We start from the raw sequence: 23,160 nt of genomic DNA, 5'->3' as shown, positions 1-23,160 counted from the left end.
TTCCGCTCCTTCTTCATTGTTCATGTTTAACGTGCCGGCGGTATGTCGTTCGGCACAATGGGGTTTCGGCAAATGAACGATCTCATGAAGATTCTCGGTCAGTCTGGGCAGTCAGGCACGTTTGACCAGATTCGTATTCAGCTTGCTTCGAGCGAGCAGATTCGGTCTTGGTCTTATGGCGAGATCAAAAAACCAGAAACGATCAATTACCGGACGTTCAAGCCAGAGCGCGATGGTCTTTTCTGTGCGCGCATTTTTGGTCCGACTAAGGATTATGAATGTCTGTGCGGTAAATATAAGCGGATGAAGTTCCGCGGGATTATCTGCGAGAAATGTGGCGTAGAGGTCACCTTAGCCAAGGTGCGGCGCGAGCGGATGGGTCATATCGATCTAGCCTCGCCGGTGGCTCATATTTGGTTCCTCAAGTCCCTTCCTAGCCGTATTGCCACAATGCTGGATTTGCCGCTCAAAGATGTTGAGCCCGTCCTGTATTTTGAGAAGTTCTTGGTGCTGGATAAAGGGGTTTGTGAGTCCGACCAAGTCGAATCTTACAAGCATGGCAAGCGTCGTGATCAATATTTGCTGGATGAAATCCGCTGCGAAGAATTGATGGATGAGTTCGCTGATGATGGTCTGGATGTCGGCATCGGGGCGGAGGCGATTAAACGTGCGCTCTCCAGCTATAATTGGGGCCTTCCCAATGCTGAGGAAGCCGAGCTAAGCCGCGCGGCGAAGGAGCGGGGCGAGGCGGATCCTTTCGATTACGATGCTGAGGTAATGGAAGGCGATTCGGAAAAGACCATCATGCGCAAGAAATTGCGTAAGGCGACATCCGAGGCAGCGCGTAAGAAGCTCGTCAAACGCTTGAAGATGGTTGAAGCCTTCGTGGAGAGCGGGGCTAAGCCGGAATGGATGATTCTGGACATTGTGCCGGTGATTCCGCCGGAGCTGCGTCCTCTCGTGCCATTGGATGGCGGGCGTTTTGCAACATCTGACCTCAATGATTTGTATCGCCGTGTTATCAACCGTAATAACCGTCTAAAACGCCTCATTGAGCTTCGTGCGCCCGATATTATCGTGCGTAACGAAAAGCGTATGCTGCAAGAGGCGGTGGATGCGCTGTTCGATAATGGTCGCCGTGGACGTGCCATTACCGGGGCGAATAAACGGCCGTTGAAGTCCCTTTCTGATATGCTGAAAGGGAAGCAAGGTCGTTTCCGTCAGAACCTTCTTGGTAAGCGCGTGGACTATTCTGGTCGTTCCGTCATTGTGGTGGGGCCGGAGCTGAAGCTGCATCAATGTGGTCTTCCTAAGAAGATGGCTTTGGAGCTGTTCAAGCCGTTCATCTACTCCAAGTTGGAGAAGTACGGGCACGCAACGACCATTAAAGCCGCTAAGCGTATGGTCGAGAAAGAGCGGCCGGAAGTGTGGGATATTCTTGAGGAAGTTATCCGCGAGCATCCGGTGATGTTGAACCGTGCGCCAACGTTGCACCGTCTGGGGATTCAGGCCTTCGAGCCGAGCCTCGTAGAAGGCAAGGCGATTCAGCTTCATCCGCTCGTTTGTACTGCTTTTAATGCGGACTTTGACGGTGACCAAATGGCCGTGCATGTGCCTCTCTCCCTAGAGGCGCAGCTAGAGGCACGCGTGTTGATGATGTCTACCAACAACATCCTCAGCCCTGCCAATGGTAAGCCCATTATTGTGCCGTCTCAGGACATTGTGCTTGGCCTGTATTATCTGAGCCTTGAAGTGCCAGAATACCGCCTCACACCTGATGAAGCAGAGATTAAGGATGGCAAGGTCGTTAAAGCTGGGCCGCCTGCTTATGCAGCGGTTGCCGAGATTGAGGCCGCTCTGCTTGCTGGTGCATTAAAGCTGCATGATAAGATTCGTCTGCGCTTGGATGTGCAGGATGAGGAGGGCAAGTCCGTCCGCCAGACGGTGCTTACAACCCCTGGTCGTGCTTTGATTGCTCAGATTCTGCCCAAGAATCCGGCTATTCCTTTCAGCTTGATTAACCGTCAGCTGACGAAGAAGCTGGTTTCCGACGTGATTGATACGGTGTATCGTCATTGTGGGCAGAAGGAAGCGGTTATCTTCTGTGACCGTCTGATGGCTCTTGGTTTCCGCCATGCTGCGAAGGCCGGTATTTCCTTCGGTAAGGACGACATGATCGTCCCAAGTGAGAAGGCAACCTTGGTTGCCAAGACGACCGAGGAAGTAAAGGAGTTCGAGCAGCAATATCAGGAAGGTCTGATTACCGCTGGCGAGCGTTACAACAAGGTGGTGGATGCGTGGTCGCGCTGCACGGACGAGGTGCAGGCCGCCATGTTGAAGGAAATCTCCAAGCAAGTGCCGGGTAAGCCCACTAATTCTGTGTGGATGATGAGCCACTCTGGGGCTCGTGGGTCACCAGCACAGATGAAGCAGCTTGCCGGTATGCGTGGCCTGATGGTGAAGCCATCAGGTGAGATTATCGAACAGCCGATTGTTGCTAACTTTAAAGAAGGTCTGTCGGTTCTCGATTACTTCACCTCGAGCCATGGTGCGCGTAAGGGTCTTGCCGATACTGCGCTTAAAACAGCGAACTCCGGGTATCTTACCCGCCGTCTGGTCGATGTGGCGCAGGATTGCATCATTATCGAAGCAGATTGCGGCAGTGAGCGTGGTTTGGTTGTTCGTGCCGTGATGGATAGCGGTGAGGTTGTAGCCTCCTTGGCAGAGCGTGCTCTGGGGCGGACCTTGGCGAAGGATGTCGCTCATCCTATGACGGGTGAAGTGCTGCTGGAGCGTAACCGCCTGTTGGATGAGGCGGATGTCGAGCGGCTTGAGGAAGCAGGGATCGAGGCGGTTGAGATTCGTTCCGTTCTCACCTGCGATAGTCAGGCTGGCATCTGCGCCCATTGCTATGGGCGTGACCTTGCTCGTGGTACACCAGTGAATATCGGTGAGGCTGTGGGTGTAATTGCCGCTCAATCCATTGGTGAGCCTGGTACGCAGCTTACGATGCGGACCTTCCATATTGGTGGTGCGGCGACCCGTGGTGCGGAGCAATCCATGGTGGAAGCCTTCCGTGATGGTAAGGTGACCATCCGCAACCGCAATGTGGTGCAAAACTCACAGAATGTCCCTGTAGTGATGTCCCGTAACTGTGAGATCCTGCTTATTGATGAGACCGGGGCAGAGAAAGCCCGGTATCGTGTGCCTTACGGGGCGCGCTTGATGGTCTCGGAAGGGCAGGAGGTAAAGCGCGGTGATAAGATGGCTGAGTGGGATCCTTACACCCTCCCCATCATCACCGAGCAAGCTGGTACGGTGGAGTATCAAGACCTGATCGACAGTATCACACTGGTTGAGCGGGTTGACGAAGTCACCGGCCTAACCTCTCGCGTGGTTGTGGACTACAAACAAGCCGCGAAGGGTGTGGACCTACGGCCTCGCTTGCAGTTGAAGGACGCTCAAGGGAATGTGGTTCGTCTTGCCAATGGTAATGAGGCTCGCTACTTCCTCTCTCCCGACAGTATTCTCTCGGTAGAGAATGGGGCAGAGGTTCATGCGGGTGACGTGCTGGCCCGTATCCCGCGTGAAGGATCTAAAACGCGTGATATTACCGGTGGTCTACCGCGCGTGGCAGAGCTTTTTGAGGCACGCCGTCCGAAGGACCATGCGATTATTGCAGAAGGTGATGGTCGTATTGAGTTCGGCAAGGACTATAAGGCTAAGCGTTGTGTCATCGTGCATAATGATGAAACAGGCGAGCGAAAAGAATATCTGATTCCTAAGGGCAAGCATATTTCCGTTCAGGAAGGTGACTTTGTTCAAAAGGGTGACCCGCTGGTGGATGGCCCCCGTGTTCCGCATGATATTTTAAAAGTCATGGGGATGGAGGCTCTGTCTGACTATCTCGTTAATGAGATTCAGGATGTTTACCGCCTGCAAGGTGTGAAGATTAACGATAAGCATATCGAAGTAATCGTCCGCCAGATGTTGCAGAAGGTTGAGGTTCTGGAGCCAGGTGATTCCACTTACCTTATCGGTGAGACAGTGGATCGGATTGAGTTTGAGCGTGATAATAAAGCTCTTCTGGAGCAAGGGCGTGAGCCAGCAAAGGCGATGCCGATTCTTCAGGGGATTACCAAAGCATCGTTGCAAACGCAGTCCTTTATCTCGGCGGCCTCCTTCCAAGAGACGACACGCGTGCTTACAGATGCTGCTACATCAGGCAGAATCGACACGCTTGGCGGCTTGAAGGAGAATGTGATTGTCGGTCGTTTGATCCCCGCAGGGACAGGCGGTGCTATGCGGCGGTTGCGTAGTCTGGCAGCCGATCAGGCTCCGACACAGCTCCCTAAAGGGCTGGATGAGGTGGAGGACGCCGCAGAGTAAGGATTCTGGATGTTTAAGCCTCTCTGTTGGTACAGAGAGGCTTGACAGTGAGGCCAAGCCCTCTTAGGGTTCGCGCTTCAGACAGTTCCCGCTTGTTAAGGTGAAGGAATCGTCCCAGAGTAAAAAATAGCGTCTGGCACTACTTCCGTTTCTGTAAGAAAGGGGTTAAGTCCAGAGGCAAGTCGCTACGGGAGGAGGAGTCTCTCCTTCTCTTCGGTGCAATTGTGCGAGACAGGCGGTTCAGCCGCGTGTCGGTTAGAACGGAATGTCGTGGTGGGAATGTCTCCCGCCAGCATATGGACAAGGATTGGGAAGGGCGCATGCCGACCATCAACCAGTTGATCGCAAAGGGCCGTGAGCCGGCCGCAAAGCGGAACAAGGTTCCTGCTCTGCAGGGATGTCCGCAGAAGCGTGGTGTTTGCACACGTGTTTATACTGTAACGCCGAAGAAACCGAACTCCGCCCTGCGTAAGGTCGCCAAGGTGCGCCTGACCAACGGGTATGAGGTGGTGAGCTATATTCCTGGTGAAGGGCATAACCTTCAGGAGCATAGTGTTGTTCTTATCCGCGGTGGTCGCGTGAAGGATCTTCCCGGTGTGCGTTACCACATTCTACGTGGTGTGTTGGATACGCAGGGTATCGCAAAACGTCGTCAGCGTCGTTCGTTGTATGGCGCGAAGCGGCCGAAATAAGGGGTATTTGGAATGAGTCGCCGTCATCGCGCTGTTAAGCGTGAGATCCTTCCCGATCCAAAATTCGGAGATGCCGTCATTACGCGCTTTATGAATGCGCTTATGTATGATGGTAAGAAATCTACTGCCGAGCGCATCGTTTATGGAGCACTTGAAGTGCTGCGTAAGCGTGGTGGGTCCAGCGCGGACCCAGTGGCTATGTTCCACTCGGCATTGGATAATGTAAAACCGGCCGTTGAGGTCCGCTCCCGTCGTGTCGGCGGTGCGACCTATCAGGTTCCGGTAGAGGTTCGTGCAGAACGCCGTCAAGCTCTGGCTATTCGCTGGTTGATTGATGCGTCCCGCAAGCGTGGTGAGAACACCATGCAGGACCGTCTTTCCAATGAGTTGATGGACGCGGTGAATAACCGCGGCGCAGCCGTCAAGAAACGGGAAGACACGCACCGCATGGCTGAAGCCAATAAGGCATTCAGTCATTATCGCTGGTAATTTTACCAGCTAAGGCTTCTGGTCACTATCTGCTTGCAGGGTGGCCAGCATGAAGTTTCAGTCATACCTTTGGCCCTTGCCGGGTCAAGGTTTTGGAGAGAGACGATGGCAAAGGCTAAATTTGAGCGTACTAAGCCGCATGTTAACATCGGCACGATTGGTCACGTTGACCATGGTAAAACCACGCTGACGGCTGCAATCACAAAGACACTGGCTGAGACCGGTGGTGCAACCTTCAGTGCTTATGATCAGATCGATAAGGCTCCTGAAGAGCGCGCTCGTGGTATTACGATTTCCACAGCGCACGTTGAGTATGAGACGGATAACCGTCACTACGCTCACGTGGACTGCCCTGGTCACGCTGACTATGTGAAGAACATGATCACTGGTGCGGCGCAGATGGATGGTGCCATTCTGGTTGTGTCCGCTGCTGACGGCCCAATGCCGCAGACACGTGAGCACATCCTTTTGGCTCGTCAGGTCGGTGTGCCGGCTCTGGTTGTCTTCTTGAACAAAGTTGACCAGGTTGACGATCCAGAGCTTCTGGAGCTGGTGGAGATGGAAGTTCGTGAGCTTCTGTCCTCCTACGACTTCCCTGGCGATGATATCCCCATCGTGAAGGGTTCCGCTTTGGCAACTCTGGAAGATGGTGATCCAGCCCAGGGTAAGGAAGCTATCCGTGAGCTGATGAAAGCTGTTGATGCTTACATCCCGCAGCCTGAGCGTCCGGTTGATCGTCCCTTCTTGATGCCGATTGAGGACGTGTTCTCCATCTCTGGTCGTGGTACCGTTGTGACGGGCCGTGTCGAGCGTGGTGAAGTCAATGTTGGTGACGAGGTCGAGATCGTTGGTCTTCGTCCGACCACAAAAACAACAGTTACGGGCGTTGAGATGTTCCGTAAGCTGCTGGATCGTGGTGAGGCTGGTGATAACATTGGTGCGCTGCTCCGTGGTACGAAGCGTGAAGATGTTGAGCGCGGTCAGGTTCTGGCTAAGCCGGGTACAATTACCCCGCATAGCAAGTTCAAGGCTGAGGCTTACATCCTGACGAAGGAAGAAGGTGGCCGTCATACGCCGTTCTTCACTAACTATCGTCCGCAGTTCTATTTCCGTACGACGGACGTGACAGGTGTTGTTACATTGCCGGAAGGCACCGAGATGGTGATGCCGGGTGATAATGCTACCATGGATGTCGAGCTGATTGCTCCGATTGCTATGGATGAAGGCCTCCGCTTCGCTATTCGCGAAGGTGGCCGTACAGTGGGTGCCGGCGTGGTGGCTTCCATCAGCGCCTAAGGTCCGACTGGTTTTGAATATGGAACCCCGGTCGAATTTTTTCGGCCGGGGTTCCATTTCTAAATAAAATGCAGTAGGACAGCATCCGGTTTAGTAAGGATGAAGTGAAATCATGGACGACCAGAACATCCGCATTCGCCTTAAAGCGTATGATCATCGCGTGTTGGATAACAGCACAAAGGAGATTGTGAATACGGCGAAGCGTACGGGTGCGCGGGTACGGGGGCCAATCCCTCTGCCGACGCATATTGCCCGGTTTACTGTGAATCGTTCACCGCATGTGGATAAGAAAAGTCGCGAACAGTTCGAAATGAGAACACATCGCCGCTTGCTCGACATTGTCGAGCCGACTCCGCAGACCGTGGACGCCCTCATGAAGCTCGACCTCGCCGCTGGCGTTGATGTCGAGATTAAACTCTAAGGTCCAGACGATGCGTACCGGATTGATTGCAAAAAAGCTGGGGATGACCCGGCTCTTTAAAGAAGACGGCACACATGTGCCGGTGACGGTGCTGCACCTTGATAATGTCGAGGTTGTGGATGCCCGCACAAAAGAGCGTGATGGCTATACGGCTGTTCAGCTTGGTATGGGTGCGGCAAAAACAAAGCACGTTACAAAAGCGAACCGTGGGCACTTTGCCCGTGTGAAGGTTGAACCCAAGAAAAAGCTGGTCGAGTTCCGCGTGGCAGAAGATGCCGTGCTGGAATCAGGGACGAAGCTTTCTGCTGCTCATTTTGTTGTGGGTCAGAAGGTGGATGTTACTGGCCGCAGTAAAGGTAAAGGTTTTGCTGGTGTTATGAAACGCCATAACTTTGCCGGGTTGGAAGCCACACACGGTGTGTCTATTAGTCACCGCTCTCACGGCTCTACAGGCCAACGCCAGGATCCTGGTAAGGTCTTTAAGGGCAAGAAGATGGCTGGTCACCTTGGTGATAAGCGGGTGACAACACAAAACCTCGAAATTGCTGCTGTGGATGAGGAGCGTAACCTGATTATGGTGCGCGGTGCTATCCCAGGTGCCAAGAACAGTGTTGTTCTGGTTCGCGATGCAATCAAGAAGGCCCGCAATGCGGACGCGCCCTATCCGGCTGCGACCGTAGGGGCCGCCGGGTGAGGGATATGGAATACGATATCAAAACCCTCGATAACGGGAGTGCAGGCAAAGTCGCACTGCCGGAAGAGATTTTCGGGATTGTCCCCCGCAAGGACATTATGGCCCGTGTTGTGAACTGGCAGCTCGCTAAGCGTCGTGCTGGGACGCATGCAACGCGCGGCATGGGTGCTGTTTCTGGTACGACAAAAAAGCCGTACCGCCAAAAGGGAACAGGCTCTGCTCGTCAAGGCTCTTTGAGAGCACCGCAGTTCCGTACTGGTGGTGTGGTTCATGGGCCGGTTGTGCGCGATCATGGCTTTGATTTGCCTAAGAAAGTGCGCCGTCTTGGTTTGCGGTCTGCTGTTTCTCAGAAAGCGTCTGAAGGTAAGTTGATCATCCTTAAAGACCTCTCTGGTGTTGAGAAGACACGCGATGCAGCGGTTCGTCTAAAGGCTCTCGGTTGCTCTTCTGCTTTGATTGTTGATCAAGTAGCCGACCAGCCTTTCGCGCGCGCAATTTCCAACCTGCCGAAGATTGATCTTCTGCCTACGGTTGGGGCGAATGTTTATGATATTCTCAAGCATGATGTGTTGGTAATTACCCACGCTGCTCTTGAGGGTCTCAAGGAGCGTCTGGCATGACAACAAAAACTGTTTTGAATGCCCGTAAGGCCGCAGCAAATCTGTCTCAAGAGGCTCTGTTTGATGTTCTGCGTGCGCCGGTGATTACGGAGAAGGCAACATTGCTCTCCGAAAAGAATCAGGTTGTTTTCAAAGTTGCTTTGGAAGCTACTAAGCCGCAGATTAAGGTCGCTGTTGAGACACTCTTTAAGGTGAAGGTTGCTGGTGTCAGCACTTTGGTCCAAAAGGGTAAAGTGAAGCGAGTTAAGGGTCGTCCAGGTCGCCGTTCTGATGTCAAGAAGGCGTATGTTCAGCTTGCTGAGGGTCAATCGATCGACCTTACAGCGAAGCTTGGTTGACGCGCGGGGTAAAAAACTATGGCATTGAAGCACTTTAATCCCACGACACCAAGCACTCGTGGTACCGTGCTGATTGACCGGAGCGAGCTTTGGAAAGGCAAGCCCGTCAAGCAGTTGACGGAAGGTAAAAACAAGACTGGTGGTCGCAATAATTACGGGCGTACGACTGTGCGCTTCCGTGGTGGTGGGCATAAGCAGTCTTATCGTTATGTTGATTTCAAGCGGCGTAAGTTTGATGTTGCTGCGACGGTTGAGCGTCTGGAATATGACCCTAACCGCACAGCCTTCATCGCACTCATCCGTTATGAAGATGGTGAGCTGGCCTATATTCTGGCTCCTCAGCGTGTGAAGGCTGGTGATCGTGTGATTGCAGCTCATCATGCTGATGTGCGCCCAGGGAATGCTATGCCGCTGGCATCTATGCCGGTGGGGACCATCATTCATAATATCGAGCTAAAGCCGGGTGCTGGTGGTAAGCTTGCCCGCTCTGCTGGGAATTATGCTCAGCTGGTTGGTAAGGATGCTGGTTACGCGCAGATTAAGCTGCAATCTGGTGAGCTGCGTATTGTGCGCGGTGAGTGCATGGCAACGGTTGGTGCTGTGTCTAATCCGGACAACATGAACCAGCATTTCGGTAAGGCTGGTCGCCGTCGTTGGATGGGTCGCCGTCCGCATAACCGCGGTGTGGTTATGAACCCTGTTGACCATCCACATGGTGGTGGTGAAGGGCGTACGTCCGGTGGTCGTCATCCTGTGACACCTTGGGGTGTACCGACAAAGGGTTACAAGACGCGTACCAACAAGAAGACGGACAGCCTGATTATCCGTCGTCGTAAAACTGGTAAGTAAGAGAGGGGCATAGAAGATGGCACGTTCCGTCTGGAAAGGCCCGTTCGTCGACGGGTATCTGTTTGGTAAGGCTGAAAAGGCTCGTGCATCGGGCCGGAACGAGGTGATCAAGATTTGGTCACGTCGTTCTACCATCCTGCCGCAGTTTGTCGGGCTGACGTTCGGCGTCTATAATGGTCAGAAGTTCCTGCCTGTGCAGGTTACGGAGCATATGGTTGGTCATAAGTTTGGGGAGTTTTCTCCGACCCGTACTTATACCGGTCATGGTTCCGATAAGAAATCGAAGCGAGGCTGAGCATGAGTAAGCCTAAGCATATCCGTACCTTGGCTGATACAGAGGCGCAGGCAGTTGCCCGCAATATTCGTGTTAGCCCGCGTAAGTTGAACTTGGTTGCTGCGACGATTCGTAATCAGCCAGCTGATAAGGCTATTGCTGCGTTGACATTCTCACGCCGCCGCATTGCCCAGCAGGTGAAGAAGGCTCTTGAGAGTGCCGTCGCTAACGCAGAAAATAATCATCAGCTTGATGTCGATAAGCTGGTGGTGAAAACTGCCGAGGTTGGCAAGTCGATTGTGATGAAACGCTTCCATGCTCGTGGCCGTGGTCGGTCTGCACGTGTTGAGAAGTTTTTCAGCCACCTGAAGATTGTTGTTGCTGAGCGCGCAGAGGCTGTTGAAGCCCCCAAAGCTGGCAAGAACTCCAAAGAGCAGAAGGCAGCCTGATCTATGGGACATAAGGTTAATCCGATCGGGCTGCGGCTCGGTGTCAATCGTACATGGGATAGCCGCTGGTATGCAGGTGGGGATTATGCCCGCCTCCTCCATGAGGACTTGAAGCTACGCGCTTTCTTGCGTAAGAAGCTTTCTGGTGCTGGCGTTGCCCGTGTTGTTATTGAGCGTCCAGCGAAAAAACCGCGTGTGACGATTTATGCTGCGCGTCCTGGTGTGATTATCGGTAAGAAGGGGCAGGACATTGATGCCCTGCGTAAGACCCTTAGCCGCATGACCAAGGCCGATGTTGCTCTGAATATCGTTGAGATTCGCAAGCCAGAAATTGATGCCACTCTGGTAGCGGATAGCATTGCGCAACAGCTGGAGCGTCGTGTAGCGTTCCGTCGTGCGATGAAGCGGTCCATCCAGTCTGCTATGCGTCTGGGGGCTCAGGGTATTCGCATCACATGTAGTGGGCGTCTTGGCGGTGCTGAGATTGCTCGTGATGAGCAGTATCGTGAGGGTCGCGTTCCGTTGCATACATTGCGTGCGGACATCGATTATGGAACTTCTACAGCGCATACCACTTACGGTTCTTGTGGGGTGAAGGTCTGGATCTTTAAAGGTGAGATTCTGGCTCATGACCCAATGGCTCAGGACCGTCGTGCTGCGGAGCAGGCTCCCCAGCGTTAAGGGGCGGGGGTCTCCCCGTCTTTTAATCTGCGGTGCTTGATGTGAGGATAGAAAATTATGCTTTCTCCAAAGCGGACAAAGTTTCGTAAGGCCCATAAGGGCCGTATTCATGGTTTGGCTAAGGGCGGTACGCAGCTGAATTTTGGTGCGTATGGTCTAAAAGCCTTGGAGCCGGAGCGTATTACTGCGCGTCAAATTGAGGCATCTCGTCGTGCGATTACACGTGCGATGAAACGTGCTGGGCGTGTTTGGATTCGTATTTTTCCGGACACTCCGGTCTCGACAAAACCGGCAGAAGTGCGTATGGGTTCCGGTAAGGGTAACCCTGAGTACTGGGCAGCCCGTGTAAAGCCGGGACGTATCCTATTCGAGATCGAAGGGGTGCCACCGGAGGTTGCTCGCTTGGCTCTTAGCTTGGCAGCTGCGAAGTTGCCGATTAAGACCAAGTTCATTCAGCGTATCGGGGAGGCTTGAGAATGGCTGAAACGACCTATAAGGTTGCTGATCTGCGCGCCAAGAGCGAGGATGAGTTGAAGACTCTTCTTGTAGATTTGAAGCGTGAGCAGATTAACCAGCGTTTCGCTGCGGCCACAGGCCAGTCTGAAAATAGTAGCCGTGTTAAGATTGTGCGTCGTGCTGTCGCGCGTATCAAAACATTGCTGAACCAGTCGAAGAACCGCGCGGGCGCAAAAACGTCCGCCGCAAAGTCCTGAGAGGAGACGGACGATGCCAAGGCGCGTCCTGACAGGGCGGGTGACGAGCGATAAGATGGATAAGACGGTAACTGTTCTTGTCGATCGTCGCGTGATGCATCCGCTCTATAAAAAGTTTATCCGCCGTTCCAAAAAGTATGCAGCGCATGATGATGCTAACGCATGCAAGATTGGTGATGTGGTGCGTATTGTTGAGTGCGCACCGCTTTCCAAGCGCAAGACATGGACGGTCATTTCCCGCAATGGAGTCGATGTTGCTGAGGCTGCATCGTCTTCTGTCGGCGCATAAGGGGGTAGACAGATGATTCATCCCGAGACCAACCTAGACGTGGCTGATAATTCTGGTGCGCGTCGGGTGCAGTGCATCAAGGTGCTGGGCGGCTCCAAGCGGAAGACCGCCTCGGTCGGCGACATCATTGTCGTATCCGTTAAAGAGGCGATTCCGCGTGGTAAGGTGAAGAAAGGTGACGTCCATCAGGCCGTTATCGTGCGTACATCTTACCCGGTGCGCCGCGCTGATGGTTCTGCCATTCGCTTTGATCGGAATGCCGCTGTGTTGCTGAATAAGCAGCAGGAGCCGATTGGCACGCGTATCTTTGGCCCCGTTGTTCGTGAGCTGCGTGCACGTAAGTTCATGAAGATCATCTCCCTTGCTCCGGAGGTGTTGTAATGGCTGCACGTATTAAAAAAGGTGATAAGGTCCTCGTTTTGACAGGTCGCTCCCGTGGTGTGCAGGGGGAAGTTCTTTCTGTTCTGCCTAAGGCGGAGAAGGCTGTTGTGCGTGGGGTTGCTATCGCGAAGCGTCATACGAAGCCGAATCGTATGGGCGAAGGTGGCGGTATTGTTGAGCGTGAAATGCCTGTTCATCTCTCCAATCTAAAGCTGATCGACCCGAAAAGTGGTAAGCCAACACGTGTTGGTTTCCGTGTTCTGGAAGATGGTCGCAAAGTCCGTGTTGCTAAAGTAACCGGCGAAGTGATCGAAGGCTGAGGAGCGAACGATGAGCGATAAAAAAGGTACCGTTCTGCCTCGTTTGCAGCAGGATTATCAGGACAAGCTTCGCGCTAAATTGCGTGAGCAGTTCGGATATAAAAGCGACATGCAGATTCCCAAGCTTGAGAAAATTGTCTTGAACATGGGTGTCGGTGAAGCCGCTGCTGACCAAAAGAAGCTTGACGCTGCTGTTGAGGAAATGGCTCTGATTTCTGGTCAGAAGCCTGTAAAAACAGTGGCTCGTAAGGCTGTTGCGGGGTTCCGCATTCGTGAGGGGCTGCCGATTGGATGTAAGGTCACGTTGCGTAAGGCTCGTATGTACGAGTTCTTGGATCGTCTTGTGACGATTGCTATGCCGCGTATTCGTGACTTCCGTGGTCTTCCGGCGAATAAAGGCTTTGATGGCCGTGGTAATTTTGCCATGGGTCTGAAAGAGCAGATTGTATTCCCGGAAATTGATTATGACAAAGTTGATGACATCCGTGGGATGGACATTATCTTTGTGACGACGGCAAAAACGGATGAAGAAGCAAAAGCTCTTCTGAAGGCATTTGATCTGCCGTTTGTGTCCTAAGCGACATTTTTTCGTATCAATCGCGGAAAAGAGATTTTCCCCCTTCACATGAGGGGGGAGTTTCCGTTACAGTTCCGTTGGTTGGAAAACCGTCGGGATGGGCCCGACAGGTTCCGGGAGAAGATTCGAGATGGCGAAAATCTCTGCGGTGAACCGTAATAATCGTCGTGCTGCTATGGCGCAGCGTGATCGTGAAAAGCGGACCGCTCTTAAAAATACAATTAAGGATCGCTCTCTTTCTATGGAAGAGCGTTTCGAAGCGACACTGAAATTAGCGAAGTTGCCGCGTAATGGGTCTCAGACCCGCGTGCGTTTGCGTTGCAAGCTTACTGGTCGTTCTCGTGGGAACTACCGTAAGTTTGAGCTGTGTCGTATCGCACTGCGCGACTTGGCGTCTACGGGGCAAATCCCCGGCATGGTTAAGTCCAGCTGGTAAAAGGGTAGTCTGAATGTCTATGTCTGATCCATTGGGTGATATGCTCACCCGGGTCCGTAACGCTCAGCGTGCCCGCCATGCTGCTTGCGTTGCTCCGGCCTCCAAATTGCGCGCTAGCGTGCTTGAGGCATTAAAGCGCGAAGGATATATTCGCGGTTATACAACTGAGGAGGTCCGTAAGGGTATCTCTCAGTTCCGTATTGAGTTGAAATATAGCGATGGCCAGCCTGTGATTCGTGAGATTCACCGTGTTTCTCGTCCGGGGCGTCGCGTATATTCCAAGATTAAAGAGTTGCCCCGCGTTTATGCTGGTTTGGGTGTTTCTATCCTTTCCACTCCGCGTGGCGTTCTTTCAGACGTTGAGGCTCGTGCTGCCAATGTTGGTGGCGAGGTCCTCTGCCGCGTCTTCTAAGGAGGGAATATGTCTCGCGTAGGTAAATATCCTATTGAGCTCCCCGCCGGGGTTGAGGCGGTTGTCAAGGACGGCATGTTTTGCGTCAAAGGCAAACGTGGTGAGCTGAGTGTGCCAGTATCTTCATTTGTTGATGTGAAGATTGCGGATGGTAAGATTACTGTCTCTCCTCTAGGGGGGCGTACGCCGCGTAGTTGGACGATGTGGGGGACATCTCGCGCTGTGTTTGCAAACATGGTGAAGGGTGTTTCTGAGGGTTTCCAGAAAGGGCTTGAGATTCAGGGAACGGGTTTCCGTGCCGCTGTTCAGGGTTCCAATCTGGTGATGAATCTTGGTTTCTCACACGATGTGGTCTATCCGATCCCATCTGATGTGAAGATTACAACACCGCGTCCGACAGCCATTTTGGTTGAGGGTAACGACAAGCAGCGCGTTGGTCAGGTAGCTTTGGATATCCGCAGCTTCCGTAAACCTGAGCCTTATAAGGGCAAGGGTGTTCGTTATGAGACCGAAGTTCTGCGTCAGAAAGAAGGTAAGAAGAAGTAATGGCATCGCTGCAAGGATTGCAGGAGCGTCGCCGCAAGCGGTTGCGTTTCCAGCTTCGTCGCAAGAGCGGCGGCCGGCCGCGTTTGTCGGTCTTCCGTTCTAGCAAGAATATCCACGTTCAAGTCATTGATGATGCGCGTGGGGTTACACTGGCCAGTGCGTCTACGCTTGAGAAAGCTGTTCGCGAAGCCGGTAAAACCGGTGCGAATATCGCAGCCGCTTCCGTCATTGGTAAGCTGGTTGCAGAGCGCGCTGTTAAGGCTGGGGTCAAAGAGGTTGTGTTCGACCGTGGCTCCTATCTCTATCATGGCCGGGTGAAAGCCCTGGCAGAGGCTGCCCGTGAGGGCGGGCTGTCTTTCTAAGGAGGATCACACATGGCACGTGAGCCAAGAGAAGGCGGCCGTGGTGGTCGTGAGCGTGAGCAGGGTGATGAGCTTGTTGATAAGCTCGTAACCATTAATCGCGTTGCAAAAGTTGTTAAAGGCGGTCGGCGTTTTGCCTTTGCTGCTCTGGTTGTTGTTGGCGACCAGAAAGGGCGCGTTGGGTATGGTGCAGGTAAAGCCCGTGAGGTGCCTGAGGCCATTCGTAAGGCGACAGAGCGTGCACGCCGTAACATGATTCGCGTTCCGATGAAGGAAGGCCGTACGCTGCATCATGATGCAGTGGGGCGTTTTGGGGCTGGTGAGGTTGTTGTACGTGCTGCTGAAGCGGGTACAGGGATCATTGCTGGTGGGCCAATTCGTGCTGTCTTCGAGAGCTTGGGTGTAAGCGATGTTGTCGCAAAAAGCCTAGGGACACGGAACCCGCACAACATGATTAAGGCTGCATTTGACGCCCTGGAGCGTGCAAGTAGCCCGCGTCAGGTTGCGGCACGTCGTGGTAAGAAGACATTCGAGCTGTTTGGCCGCCGTGAGCAGTCAGAGACGGAGGCTGCTAATGTCTAAGACAAAAGGTAAGACTATCCGGGTGACGCAGATCGCTTCTGTGATCGGCTCCAAGCCGGGTCAGGCGGAAACGGTCAAGGGGCTGGGCCTTCGTGGTATCGGTTCCAGCCGTGAGTTGGAGGATACGTCTTCCGTCCGCGGGATGATCCGCAAGGTGTCCCATCTGGTAAAGGTGGAGGCTTGATATGAACCTGAATGAATTGCGTGATAACGCTGGGGCTCGCTACCGCAAAAAGCGTCTTGGGCGTGGTATCGGCTCTGGTAAAGGCAAGACCTCTGGTAAGGGCCATAAGGGTCAGAAAGCACGTTCCGGCGTAGCGATTAATGGCTTTGAGGGTGGTCAGTTGCCGATTTATCGTCGTATGCCGAAGCGTGGCTTCGTCAATATTTTCCGTAAGGAATATGCGGCGGTTAATCTTGGTGCTGTCAGTAAGGCTCTGGAAGCTGGTAAGCTTTCTGCTGGTGCGCCTATTACTGAGGACGTGTTGCGTCAAGCTGGGCTTGTTGGTAGCCGTAAGGTTGCTGGTGTGCGTCTTTTGGCCAAGGGCGAGCTGTCTCAGGGTGTGAACTTTGAGGTCTCCGGGGCGTCTGCAGCAGCGGTAGCTGCGGTAGAGAAAGCCGGTGGCTCTGTGAAGGTTCTTGCCGTTAAGAAGGAAGCTCAGGCTGAGGCTTGAGTTTGCTTACCCAGTAAGCTGGGGTGACAGTGAACAAGTGAGCAGCGTCCCGTACGATGTGCGGTGACGCTGTTTTCATGAAAGGACGGGGAGATGGCTTCAGCGGCAGAACAGTTGGCCGGCAACCTGAATATGAGTGCCTTTTCTAAGGCGACAGAGCTCAAAAAACGGATCTGGTTTACATTAGGGGCATTGATTGTTTATCGCCTTGGCACGTTTATCCCTGTGCCGGGGATTGATGCTTCTGTGTTGGGGCAGCTTGTTGGGGAAAATCAGGGTGGCATCTTGGGCATGTTTGACATGTTCACAGGTGGTGCTTTGGGGCGTATGACGCTTTTTGCCCTTAACATTATGCCCTATATTAGTGCTTCTATTATTATTCAGCTGCTTTCAACGGCGTTGCCTTCTATGGAAGCGTTGAAGAAAGAGGGTGAATCAGGGCGTAAAAAGCTTAACCAATATACGCGGTATCTCACGGTGCTTATTGCCGTGGTACAAGCTTATGGCTTCGCCATGGGGTTAAGTAGCATGCATACAAAAACAGGGTTGAGCGCGGTTATTTCTCCCGGTCCGACCTTCCTTGTTTCTTATGTTGTGATGCTTGTGACGGGGACGCTGTTCCTTATGTGGTTGGGGGAACAGATTACCTCACGTGGGATTGGGAATGGGATTTCCCTCATAATTTTCTCCGGTATTGTAGCGAATTTACCACATGCGCTTAATACGTTGTTCGAGCTAGGAAGAACGGGGGCTTTGTCGCCGCTCTTTGTGGTGGCCTTCCTCATTTTAGCTCTGCTGGTTATCGCTTTTATTGTGTTTATGGAGCAAGCGCAGCGGCGTATTGTTATTCAGTATCCTAAACGGCAGGTGGGTAACCGTATTTATGGCGGGGATTCCACACATATGCCGCTTAAGGTGAATACAGCAGGTGTAATTCCCCCCATTTTTGCGTCTTCTGTTTTGCTTGTGCCGGCGACTTTGTCGGGTTTTATGCATAATAATGGTGGCATTATGGGGCGTGTGGGGCAGTGGCTCTCCCAAGGGCAACCGCTTTACATGGCGTTTTATGCTTTCATGATTGTGTTTTTCTCTTATTTTTATGCAGCTGTGACATTTAATCCTGAGGAAACAGCTGATAATTTGAGGAAGCAAGGCGGGTTTGTGCCGGGTATTCGTCCGGGGGCTAATACGGCGCGTTATTTTGATCGTATTTTGTCACGCTTGACGAGCATTGGCGCGGCTTACATGGTGCTGGTTTGTCTCTTACCGCAGTTCTTGATCAACAAATATAATGTACCGTTTTACTTTGGTGGGACGAGCTTGATTATTATCGTATCGGTCACGATTGATACGGTTACGCAGGTGCAATCTCATTTGGTGGCGCATCAATATCAAGGGCTTATCCGTAAGCAGCGGGAGCGGGGTAGCCGTGGGCGTAGTCGCGTTGGTCGGGAAAAACGGAGGTAAGGGTGAATATCATTCTTCTTGGTCCCCCCGGTGCGGGAAAGGGGACACAGGCGAAGCGTCTCGAGAAAAATCGTGGCATGAAGCAAATCTCTACAGGGGATATGCTGCGTGCTGAGGTCAAGGCGAAATCTCCGATTGGTTTGGAGGTTAAGGGTTTGATGGAGAAGGGGCATTTTGTGCCGGATCCCATCATTGTTCAAATGATTGAGAATCGTATTGAGCAGCCCGATTGTGCGAAGGGGGTCATTTTAGATGGTTTCCCTCGTACAGAGCCTCAGGCAGAGATTTTGGATTCTATGCTCAAAGAGCAGGGGCTCAAAATTGATGCGGTGATTTTGTTAGAGGTGAGTGAAGATGCTCTTGTAAAGCGTCTTTGCGAACGTCAGCATGATGATGGCTCCCGCCGTGCGGATGACCACCCAGAGGTGATTCATTCACGTCTGAAGGTCTATCGGGAGCAAACAGCCCCTATTCTGCCTTATTATGAGGGGAGAGGGTGCTTAAAGCGCGTTGATGGGATGCAAGATGTTGATACGGTTGGGGCGGCGATTGACGCTATTCTCGACCAATTAGCGTCTTGATATGTAAGGCGGTCACGAAAAAGTGATCTTTATTATTTGACTTGTCTGGCAGGGCAGTATATTCGCCCAGCATAAGGTGAACGTATCGAACCCCATGGCGGGGTTGGAATCGTTCTTTGGGGACTGATGCCGGTGAGCGGCCATGGTCCGTCAGACAAAGATTTTTGGCAACGCGGCTTTGGGCCGTGTGGATGGGAGAATTGGCGTGGCACGTATTGCCGGCGTAAACATTCCGACCAACAAACGGGTGGTCATCGGTCTGCGCTATGTTTATGGCATTGGTCCGTCGAGCGCACAGGCAATCTGTGCAAAGCTCGGCATTGATGATGCTAAGCGCGTGAATGAGCTTTCTGATGATGAGGTCACAAAGATTCGTGACCTGATTGACAGTGAGTACCGTGTAGAAGGTGATCTCCGTCGTGAGACGGCGATGAATATTAAGCGTCTGATGGACCTTGGCTGCTATCGTGGTCTGCGTCATCGCCGTGGTCTTCCGGTTCGTGGGCAGCGTACGCATACAAATGCGCGTACTCGTAAGGGTAAGGCTGTTGCCATTGCTGGTAAGAAGAAGGCAACGCGCTAATAAGCGCGTTCTCTTTGACGCTTTTGCAGATTTAGTAGGACAAGCATATTATGGCCAAGGCTGCCGCACCGCGTATTCGTAAGAAGGAGCGTAAAAACATCATCTCTGGTGTTGCTCATGTTCTTTCGACCTTTAACAACACGATGATCACGATTGCTGATGCTCAGGGCAATGCGATTGCATGGTCTTCCTCTGGGGCTCAGGGCTTCAAGGGGTCTCGTAAGTCCACACCTTATGCGGCACAGGTTGCTGCTGAGGATGCTGGCCGTAAAGCCCGTGAGCATGGCATGGAAACGTTGGAGATTGAGGTCTCTGGTCCTGGTTCAGGGCGTGAGAGTGCTTTGCGTGCTTTGCAGGCCGTTGGTTTTACAATCACGTCTATTCGGGACATGACGCCAGTACCCCATAATGGTTGCCGTCCCCGTAAGCGTCGTCGCGTTTAAGGCGGACAGTGTATTTGGCTGGGTTGGTTGTCACGATTGGATGGTGCAACCAATCTGAGCTTTGGTAAGTTCGTACCGCACGACATGTGCGGGCCTGGTACCGCCAGAATGGCGGGCTTCGTTGTTTGAAAGGCCATGATCTTGGTTCTCCAGAAAAATTGGCAGGCTCTCATCAAACCGGAGAAGCTTGAAGTCGAACCCGGCCCAGTTCCTTCCCGCATGGCGACCATTGTTGCTGAGCCGCTTGAGCGTGGCTTTGGGCTGACGGTGGGGAACGCTCTGCGTCGTATTCTTCTTTCATCTCTTCAGGGTGCTGCTGTTACGGCCATCCAGATTGATGGGGTCTTGCACGAGTTCTCCTCTGTAGCAGGTGTGCGTGAGGATGTGACCGACATCGTGTTGAATGTGAAGCAGCTTGCTTTGCGTATGCACGGTGAGGGGCCAAAGCGTATGGTTCTTGCTGCGACAGGGCCGGGGGAAGTTACAGCTGGGCAAATCCAAACAGGTCATGATATTGAAATCATGAACCCAGATTTGGTTATTTGTACGCTGGATGATGATGTCAAATTGGGCATGGAGTTTACGGTGAATATGGGCAAGGGCTATGTCCCGGCCTCTGCAAACCGTCCTGATGATGCTCCGATTGGCTTAATCCCCATTGATGCGATTTACTCTCCCGTGCAGCGTGTCTCCTATAAAGTGGAGCCGACTCGTGTGGGGCAGGTTACTGACTATGATAAATTGCTCCTGAGTGTTGAGACGAATGGGGTGGTTACGCCGGAAGATGCCTTGGCATTAGCCGCGCGCATCATGCAGGATCAGCTTCAGCTCTTCATCAATTTTGATGAGCCGCGCCCGGTTCAGAATGAAGAGCCACAAGATGACTTGCCCTTCAGCCGTCATCTGTTGCGTAAAGTGGATGAGCTTGAGCTTTCTGTGCGTAGTGCAAACTGCTTGAAGAACGACAATATTGTTTATATTGGCGATCTCGTGCAGAAGAGCGAGCAGGAAATGCTTCGGACTCCGAATTTCGGTCGTAAGTCGCTGAATGAGATCAAAGAGGTGCTAACAGGCATGGGCCTTTCGCTAGGGATGAATGTTCCTGCTTGGCCGCCGGAGAGCATCGAGGATCTGGCCCGGCGTCTCGATGAGACCTTCTAAAAAGCCCCGGCTGGGAAGTTCGGGCAAAGGATTAGGGAAAGAAAATGCGTCATAATCTGAGCGGACGTAAACTTGGCGTCACCTCCACTCATCGCGCGGCTATGTTCCGTAATATGGCTGTCGCACTCATCAAGCATGAGCAAATCTCCACAACGCTGCCAAAAGCGAAGGAGCTGCGTCCTGTTGTTGAGAAGCTGATCACCTTAGGCAAGCGCGGTACGCTTCATGCACGCCGTCAGGCTTTTGCTCAACTGCGTGACGATGCTATTGTGAGCAAGCTGTTCTCTGTTCTGGGGCAGCGTTATGCAAACCGTGCTGGCGGTTATAGCCGTGTGCTGAAGGCCGGTGTGCGTTATGGTGATAATGCCGATATGGCTGTGATTGAGCTGGTGGATCGTGAAGTTGCTGAAAAAGGCAAAGATAGCGGGCCAGTGCAGAAAGAAAATCAAGAAGCAGCTTGAGCTTTTTCTCCAATAGGAGAATAAAGGAAAGGTCGGTGCTTTTAGGCATCGGCCTTTTTTCGTGGGTTGAGCGTAACCCCTTAGAAAAGAAGGTGTAGCCATGAGTTCTGATCTGATAAATGCATGCCACTCTATTCTGGGGCTTGTAAGGGATGTGATGGAAGACCTCGTGATGGATCATCCATGGGGATGGACGGGGTTAGCCTTCATTGTGGGGTTGCTTTTCGGGCGGAAAAAGACGGCTAGCCGTGAGGAGGCTTCCTCCTAAAAAGGAGGCGGTTGCGTAAAAAAAGGGCGTCCCTGTAAGAGGAGACGCCTTTTTTTTATGCGTAAGGTTTTAGTTTTTATCTTTTTGGATGAAGCTGGGGAGGAAGGGATTATCTGTTTGTAAGGAGGCCTTGCTGGGTAGCTTGCTTCTATTCCATCCCCCACCTAGGTCTGTGATGAGGCGTAGTGTGCTGATGACGCGCTGTTGTTGGATTTGCAGCCGCATTTCTTCATATTGTAGGGCCGTTTGTTGGGCCGTGATGACGGTGGTGTAGATTTGTGTCCCGGCAAGATATTCGTTCATAGAGACGGTGACGGCCTCTTGTGCGCTGCGTAAAGCTTGCTCTTGGAAAGTTATCTGGTCACCAAGATAATGTAGGTTCGAGAGTTGGTCCTCGGTATCTTGTAGAGCCTTTAGCACCACTTGGCGGTAATTGGCTACGGCACCGTCATAATCGGCTTCGGCTTCCCGCACAGCAGCGGAGCGCGCGCCGCCTTCAAACAGGGTCTCATTCGCTGCGGCCCCGAGGGACCATGTGCGTGTGGCAAGTTGGATGAGATGTTGGATGGGGTTACCGCTATAACCATAGCTGGCTGAGAGGCTAATTTGTGGGAAGAAAGCCCCAATCTCATAGCCGATTTCAGCATTATAGCTCTCCATTTCCCGCTCAGCTTGGGCGATGTCGGGCCGCCTTTGGAGAAGGTCAGAAGGTATGAAATGAGGAATTGTTGGTAAGGTAAAGGGGAGAGGGGCGTGTGGAATTGTCACATCGGCTGGGGGATGACCTGTTAAGACAGCAATAGCATGCTCATATTGCGCACGCGTTACACGGGCACCAGAGAGACTCGCTTGAGTTGATTCGTATTGATAGCGTGCCTGAAAAATGCTCGTAGGGTCTGCTACACCGGCTGCATATTGGTTATTGAGGATTTCGAGGTTATGCAGATAGAGGCGGACATTGCGGTCGTAAAGGTCAATTAAGCTATCCTGATAGCGGAGATTCATATAGTCGCTTGCTAATTCTAGCTCGTAAGAGAGGCGCATATTGGCAAGCAAAGCGGCATTGGCTTGCGTTGAAGCTACTTGTTGTTGGATTTGGCGACGAATCATGCCCCATACGTCAATGGTCCAGCTTGCACTTGGACCGGTGGCCCATGTGTTGGTGGTTGTGACGAAGGTATGGGGGCTCTCAGGGAGCCCGCTTGGGGTGCGTCTTCCGCTAGAATTACGATTAAAGCTGAACTTGCCGTTAAGGGTAGGAAAAAGGCTAGCGCGAACGGAATCAATCATCGCACGGGCTTTGCGATATTGCGCCTCATATTGCTTTAAGCTTTGGTTAGAGCGGCTAACCTCTTCTTCTAATTTATTTAGGGTTGGGTCGTTAAACACTCGCCACCAATCACCTTTGGGTAAGGTGCTGAGGTAAGGATTGGCTTTTTCCCATCCGGCAGGCGGGGGAGCTTCTTTAAAGCGGGGTGAAATAATGGCTTGAGGCATATCGTAATCCGGCCCGACCATACATCCGCTTAGAGTAAGGCTAAGTCCTGTTGTTAGGATGGCAATTGAAAGGGTACGAGAGGGAAGAGGCATGATAATCCGCAATAAGACGAAACAAGCAGCGATATAATGAGACATGCTATACCAGCAGAGGCTTGCATAAAGGTAGTCATTACTTTTTTAGATTTGTAAAATCTACAGCCATATCACTGCGT

The 23,160-nt window shown here is 52.5% G+C and carries 33 protein-coding genes; 32 read left to right on the top strand and 1 reads right to left on the bottom strand.

The window, feature by feature from the left end; translation table 11 throughout:
* The first annotated feature begins 72 nt into the window (after positions 1 to 72).
* From rpoC to GM556_RS05700, 32 genes are all read left to right on the top strand, one after another.
* Complete coding sequence (rpoC, locus tag GM556_RS05855) at positions 73 to 4,389, top strand: DNA-directed RNA polymerase subunit beta' (protein WP_155579546.1); 4,317 nt, start codon at positions 73 to 75, stop codon at positions 4,387 to 4,389.
* Positions 4,390 to 4,709: 320 nt separating this feature from the next.
* Positions 4,710 to 5,081 (top strand): 30S ribosomal protein S12, encoded by a 372-nt coding sequence (gene rpsL, locus GM556_RS05850; protein ID WP_023979007.1) that lies wholly within the window; start codon positions 4,710 to 4,712, stop codon positions 5,079 to 5,081.
* Between the two features lie 12 nt (positions 5,082 to 5,093).
* Positions 5,094 to 5,570, top strand: a complete 477-nt coding sequence (gene rpsG, locus GM556_RS05845; protein ID WP_099026835.1) for a 30S ribosomal protein S7 — start codon at positions 5,094 to 5,096, stop codon at positions 5,568 to 5,570.
* A gap of 105 nt (positions 5,571 to 5,675) precedes the next feature.
* Positions 5,676 to 6,866 carry an elongation factor Tu gene (tuf, locus tag GM556_RS05840; protein ID WP_155573636.1) on the top strand — a complete coding sequence of 397 codons (1,191 nt, stop codon included), beginning with the start codon at positions 5,676 to 5,678 and terminating at the stop codon, positions 6,864 to 6,866.
* 112 nt (positions 6,867 to 6,978) lie between these two features.
* On the top strand, positions 6,979 to 7,287 hold the full coding sequence (gene rpsJ, locus GM556_RS05835) for a 30S ribosomal protein S10 (RefSeq protein ID WP_018980179.1): 309 nt from the start codon (positions 6,979 to 6,981) through the stop codon (positions 7,285 to 7,287).
* A 10-nt stretch (positions 7,288 to 7,297) separates the two neighbouring features.
* Positions 7,298 to 7,981 carry a 50S ribosomal protein L3 gene (gene rplC, locus GM556_RS05830; protein ID WP_155573635.1) on the top strand — a complete coding sequence of 228 codons (684 nt, stop codon included), beginning with the start codon at positions 7,298 to 7,300 and terminating at the stop codon, positions 7,979 to 7,981.
* A gap of 5 nt (positions 7,982 to 7,986) precedes the next feature.
* Positions 7,987 to 8,601 (top strand): 50S ribosomal protein L4, encoded by a 615-nt coding sequence (rplD, locus tag GM556_RS05825; protein WP_099026832.1) that lies wholly within the window; start codon positions 7,987 to 7,989, stop codon positions 8,599 to 8,601.
* A gap of 41 nt (positions 8,602 to 8,642) precedes the next feature.
* Positions 8,643 to 8,939, top strand: coding sequence for a 50S ribosomal protein L23 (locus GM556_RS05820; RefSeq protein WP_196424781.1), 297 nt, complete (start codon positions 8,643 to 8,645; stop codon positions 8,937 to 8,939).
* A gap of 18 nt (positions 8,940 to 8,957) precedes the next feature.
* Entirely contained in the window at positions 8,958 to 9,788 is an 831-nt protein-coding gene (gene rplB, locus GM556_RS05815; protein WP_155573633.1) for a 50S ribosomal protein L2, read from the top strand.
* Positions 9,789 to 9,804: 16 nt separating this feature from the next.
* Complete coding sequence (gene rpsS, locus GM556_RS05810; RefSeq protein ID WP_043557836.1) at positions 9,805 to 10,083, top strand: 30S ribosomal protein S19; 279 nt, start codon at positions 9,805 to 9,807, stop codon at positions 10,081 to 10,083.
* 2 nt (positions 10,084 to 10,085) lie between these two features.
* A complete protein-coding gene (gene rplV, locus GM556_RS05805; protein ID WP_099026829.1) occupies positions 10,086 to 10,511 on the top strand; it encodes a 50S ribosomal protein L22 in 426 nt (141 codons plus the stop codon).
* Between the two features lie 3 nt (positions 10,512 to 10,514).
* Positions 10,515 to 11,192, top strand: a complete 678-nt coding sequence (gene rpsC / locus GM556_RS05800; RefSeq protein ID WP_155573631.1) for a 30S ribosomal protein S3 — start codon at positions 10,515 to 10,517, stop codon at positions 11,190 to 11,192.
* Positions 11,193 to 11,249: 57 nt separating this feature from the next.
* Positions 11,250 to 11,666 carry a 50S ribosomal protein L16 gene (rplP, locus tag GM556_RS05795; RefSeq protein WP_099026827.1) on the top strand — a complete coding sequence of 139 codons (417 nt, stop codon included), beginning with the start codon at positions 11,250 to 11,252 and terminating at the stop codon, positions 11,664 to 11,666.
* Positions 11,667 to 11,668: 2 nt separating this feature from the next.
* Positions 11,669 to 11,905: a 50S ribosomal protein L29 gene (gene rpmC / locus GM556_RS05790; RefSeq protein WP_099026826.1), complete on the top strand. Its 237-nt coding sequence runs from the start codon at positions 11,669 to 11,671 to the stop codon at positions 11,903 to 11,905.
* Positions 11,906 to 11,918: 13 nt separating this feature from the next.
* The gene (rpsQ, locus tag GM556_RS05785; RefSeq protein WP_077396236.1) at positions 11,919 to 12,194 is read left to right on the top strand and encodes a 30S ribosomal protein S17; all 276 of its coding nucleotides are present in this window, start codon (positions 11,919 to 11,921) and stop codon (positions 12,192 to 12,194) included.
* A 12-nt stretch (positions 12,195 to 12,206) separates the two neighbouring features.
* On the top strand, positions 12,207 to 12,575 hold the full coding sequence (gene rplN, locus GM556_RS05780; protein ID WP_043557844.1) for a 50S ribosomal protein L14: 369 nt from the start codon (positions 12,207 to 12,209) through the stop codon (positions 12,573 to 12,575).
* Entirely contained in the window at positions 12,575 to 12,895 is a 321-nt protein-coding gene (gene rplX / locus GM556_RS05775) for a 50S ribosomal protein L24 (protein ID WP_155573630.1), read from the top strand. Before rplN ends, rplX begins: the two co-directional genes overlap by 1 nt.
* Positions 12,896 to 12,905: 10 nt before the next feature.
* On the top strand, positions 12,906 to 13,472 hold the full coding sequence (rplE, locus tag GM556_RS05770) for a 50S ribosomal protein L5 (RefSeq protein WP_155573629.1): 567 nt from the start codon (positions 12,906 to 12,908) through the stop codon (positions 13,470 to 13,472).
* A 130-nt stretch (positions 13,473 to 13,602) separates the two neighbouring features.
* The gene (gene rpsN, locus GM556_RS05765) at positions 13,603 to 13,908 is read left to right on the top strand and encodes a 30S ribosomal protein S14 (protein ID WP_155573628.1); all 306 of its coding nucleotides are present in this window, start codon (positions 13,603 to 13,605) and stop codon (positions 13,906 to 13,908) included.
* Between the two features lie 13 nt (positions 13,909 to 13,921).
* On the top strand, positions 13,922 to 14,320 hold the full coding sequence (gene rpsH / locus GM556_RS05760; RefSeq protein WP_099026822.1) for a 30S ribosomal protein S8: 399 nt from the start codon (positions 13,922 to 13,924) through the stop codon (positions 14,318 to 14,320).
* Between the two features lie 9 nt (positions 14,321 to 14,329).
* Positions 14,330 to 14,866 carry a 50S ribosomal protein L6 gene (gene rplF, locus GM556_RS05755; RefSeq protein ID WP_099026821.1) on the top strand — a complete coding sequence of 179 codons (537 nt, stop codon included), beginning with the start codon at positions 14,330 to 14,332 and terminating at the stop codon, positions 14,864 to 14,866.
* Positions 14,866 to 15,228, top strand: coding sequence for a 50S ribosomal protein L18 (rplR, locus tag GM556_RS05750; protein ID WP_099026820.1), 363 nt, complete (start codon positions 14,866 to 14,868; stop codon positions 15,226 to 15,228). The genes rplF and rplR overlap by 1 nt, the downstream gene beginning before the upstream one ends.
* 12 nt (positions 15,229 to 15,240) lie before the next feature.
* Positions 15,241 to 15,810, top strand: a complete 570-nt coding sequence (gene rpsE, locus GM556_RS05745) for a 30S ribosomal protein S5 (protein WP_099026819.1) — start codon at positions 15,241 to 15,243, stop codon at positions 15,808 to 15,810.
* A complete protein-coding gene (gene rpmD / locus GM556_RS05740; RefSeq protein ID WP_155573627.1) occupies positions 15,803 to 15,994 on the top strand; it encodes a 50S ribosomal protein L30 in 192 nt (63 codons plus the stop codon). Before rpsE ends, rpmD begins: the two co-directional genes overlap by 8 nt.
* Before the next feature lies 1 nt (position 15,995).
* Entirely contained in the window at positions 15,996 to 16,484 is a 489-nt protein-coding gene (gene rplO, locus GM556_RS05735) for a 50S ribosomal protein L15 (protein WP_155579544.1), read from the top strand.
* A gap of 93 nt (positions 16,485 to 16,577) precedes the next feature.
* Positions 16,578 to 17,951 (top strand): preprotein translocase subunit SecY, encoded by a 1,374-nt coding sequence (gene secY / locus GM556_RS05730; protein ID WP_155573625.1) that lies wholly within the window; start codon positions 16,578 to 16,580, stop codon positions 17,949 to 17,951.
* A gap of 2 nt (positions 17,952 to 17,953) precedes the next feature.
* A complete protein-coding gene (locus GM556_RS05725; RefSeq protein ID WP_370513449.1) occupies positions 17,954 to 18,532 on the top strand; it encodes an adenylate kinase in 579 nt (192 codons plus the stop codon).
* Positions 18,533 to 18,737: 205 nt separating this feature from the next.
* Positions 18,738 to 19,115 carry a 30S ribosomal protein S13 gene (rpsM, locus tag GM556_RS05720; protein ID WP_099026814.1) on the top strand — a complete coding sequence of 126 codons (378 nt, stop codon included), beginning with the start codon at positions 18,738 to 18,740 and terminating at the stop codon, positions 19,113 to 19,115.
* A gap of 50 nt (positions 19,116 to 19,165) precedes the next feature.
* Entirely contained in the window at positions 19,166 to 19,558 is a 393-nt protein-coding gene (gene rpsK / locus GM556_RS05715) for a 30S ribosomal protein S11 (protein WP_043557862.1), read from the top strand.
* A 141-nt stretch (positions 19,559 to 19,699) separates the two neighbouring features.
* Complete coding sequence (locus GM556_RS05710) at positions 19,700 to 20,719, top strand: DNA-directed RNA polymerase subunit alpha (protein WP_155573624.1); 1,020 nt, start codon at positions 19,700 to 19,702, stop codon at positions 20,717 to 20,719.
* A 44-nt stretch (positions 20,720 to 20,763) separates the two neighbouring features.
* Complete coding sequence (rplQ, locus tag GM556_RS05705) at positions 20,764 to 21,180, top strand: 50S ribosomal protein L17 (protein WP_155573623.1); 417 nt, start codon at positions 20,764 to 20,766, stop codon at positions 21,178 to 21,180.
* Between the two features lie 100 nt (positions 21,181 to 21,280).
* Positions 21,281 to 21,448, top strand: coding sequence for a hypothetical protein (locus tag GM556_RS05700; protein ID WP_155579543.1), 168 nt, complete (start codon positions 21,281 to 21,283; stop codon positions 21,446 to 21,448).
* Between the two features lie 69 nt (positions 21,449 to 21,517).
* Here GM556_RS05700 and GM556_RS05695 read toward each other — a convergent pair whose 3' ends face one another.
* Positions 21,518 to 23,038, bottom strand: a complete 1,521-nt coding sequence (locus GM556_RS05695) for an efflux transporter outer membrane subunit (RefSeq protein WP_155573740.1) — start codon at positions 23,036 to 23,038, stop codon at positions 21,518 to 21,520.
* Positions 23,039 to 23,160: the final 122 nt, after the last annotated feature.

The sequence above is a fragment of the Bombella sp. ESL0378 genome (assembly GCF_009725845.1).
GTDB lineage: Bacteria > Pseudomonadota > Alphaproteobacteria > Acetobacterales > Acetobacteraceae > Bombella > Bombella pollinis.
The sequence above is the reverse complement of the archived record's forward strand: the minus strand, read 5'-3'. Positions and strand labels throughout refer to the sequence as shown.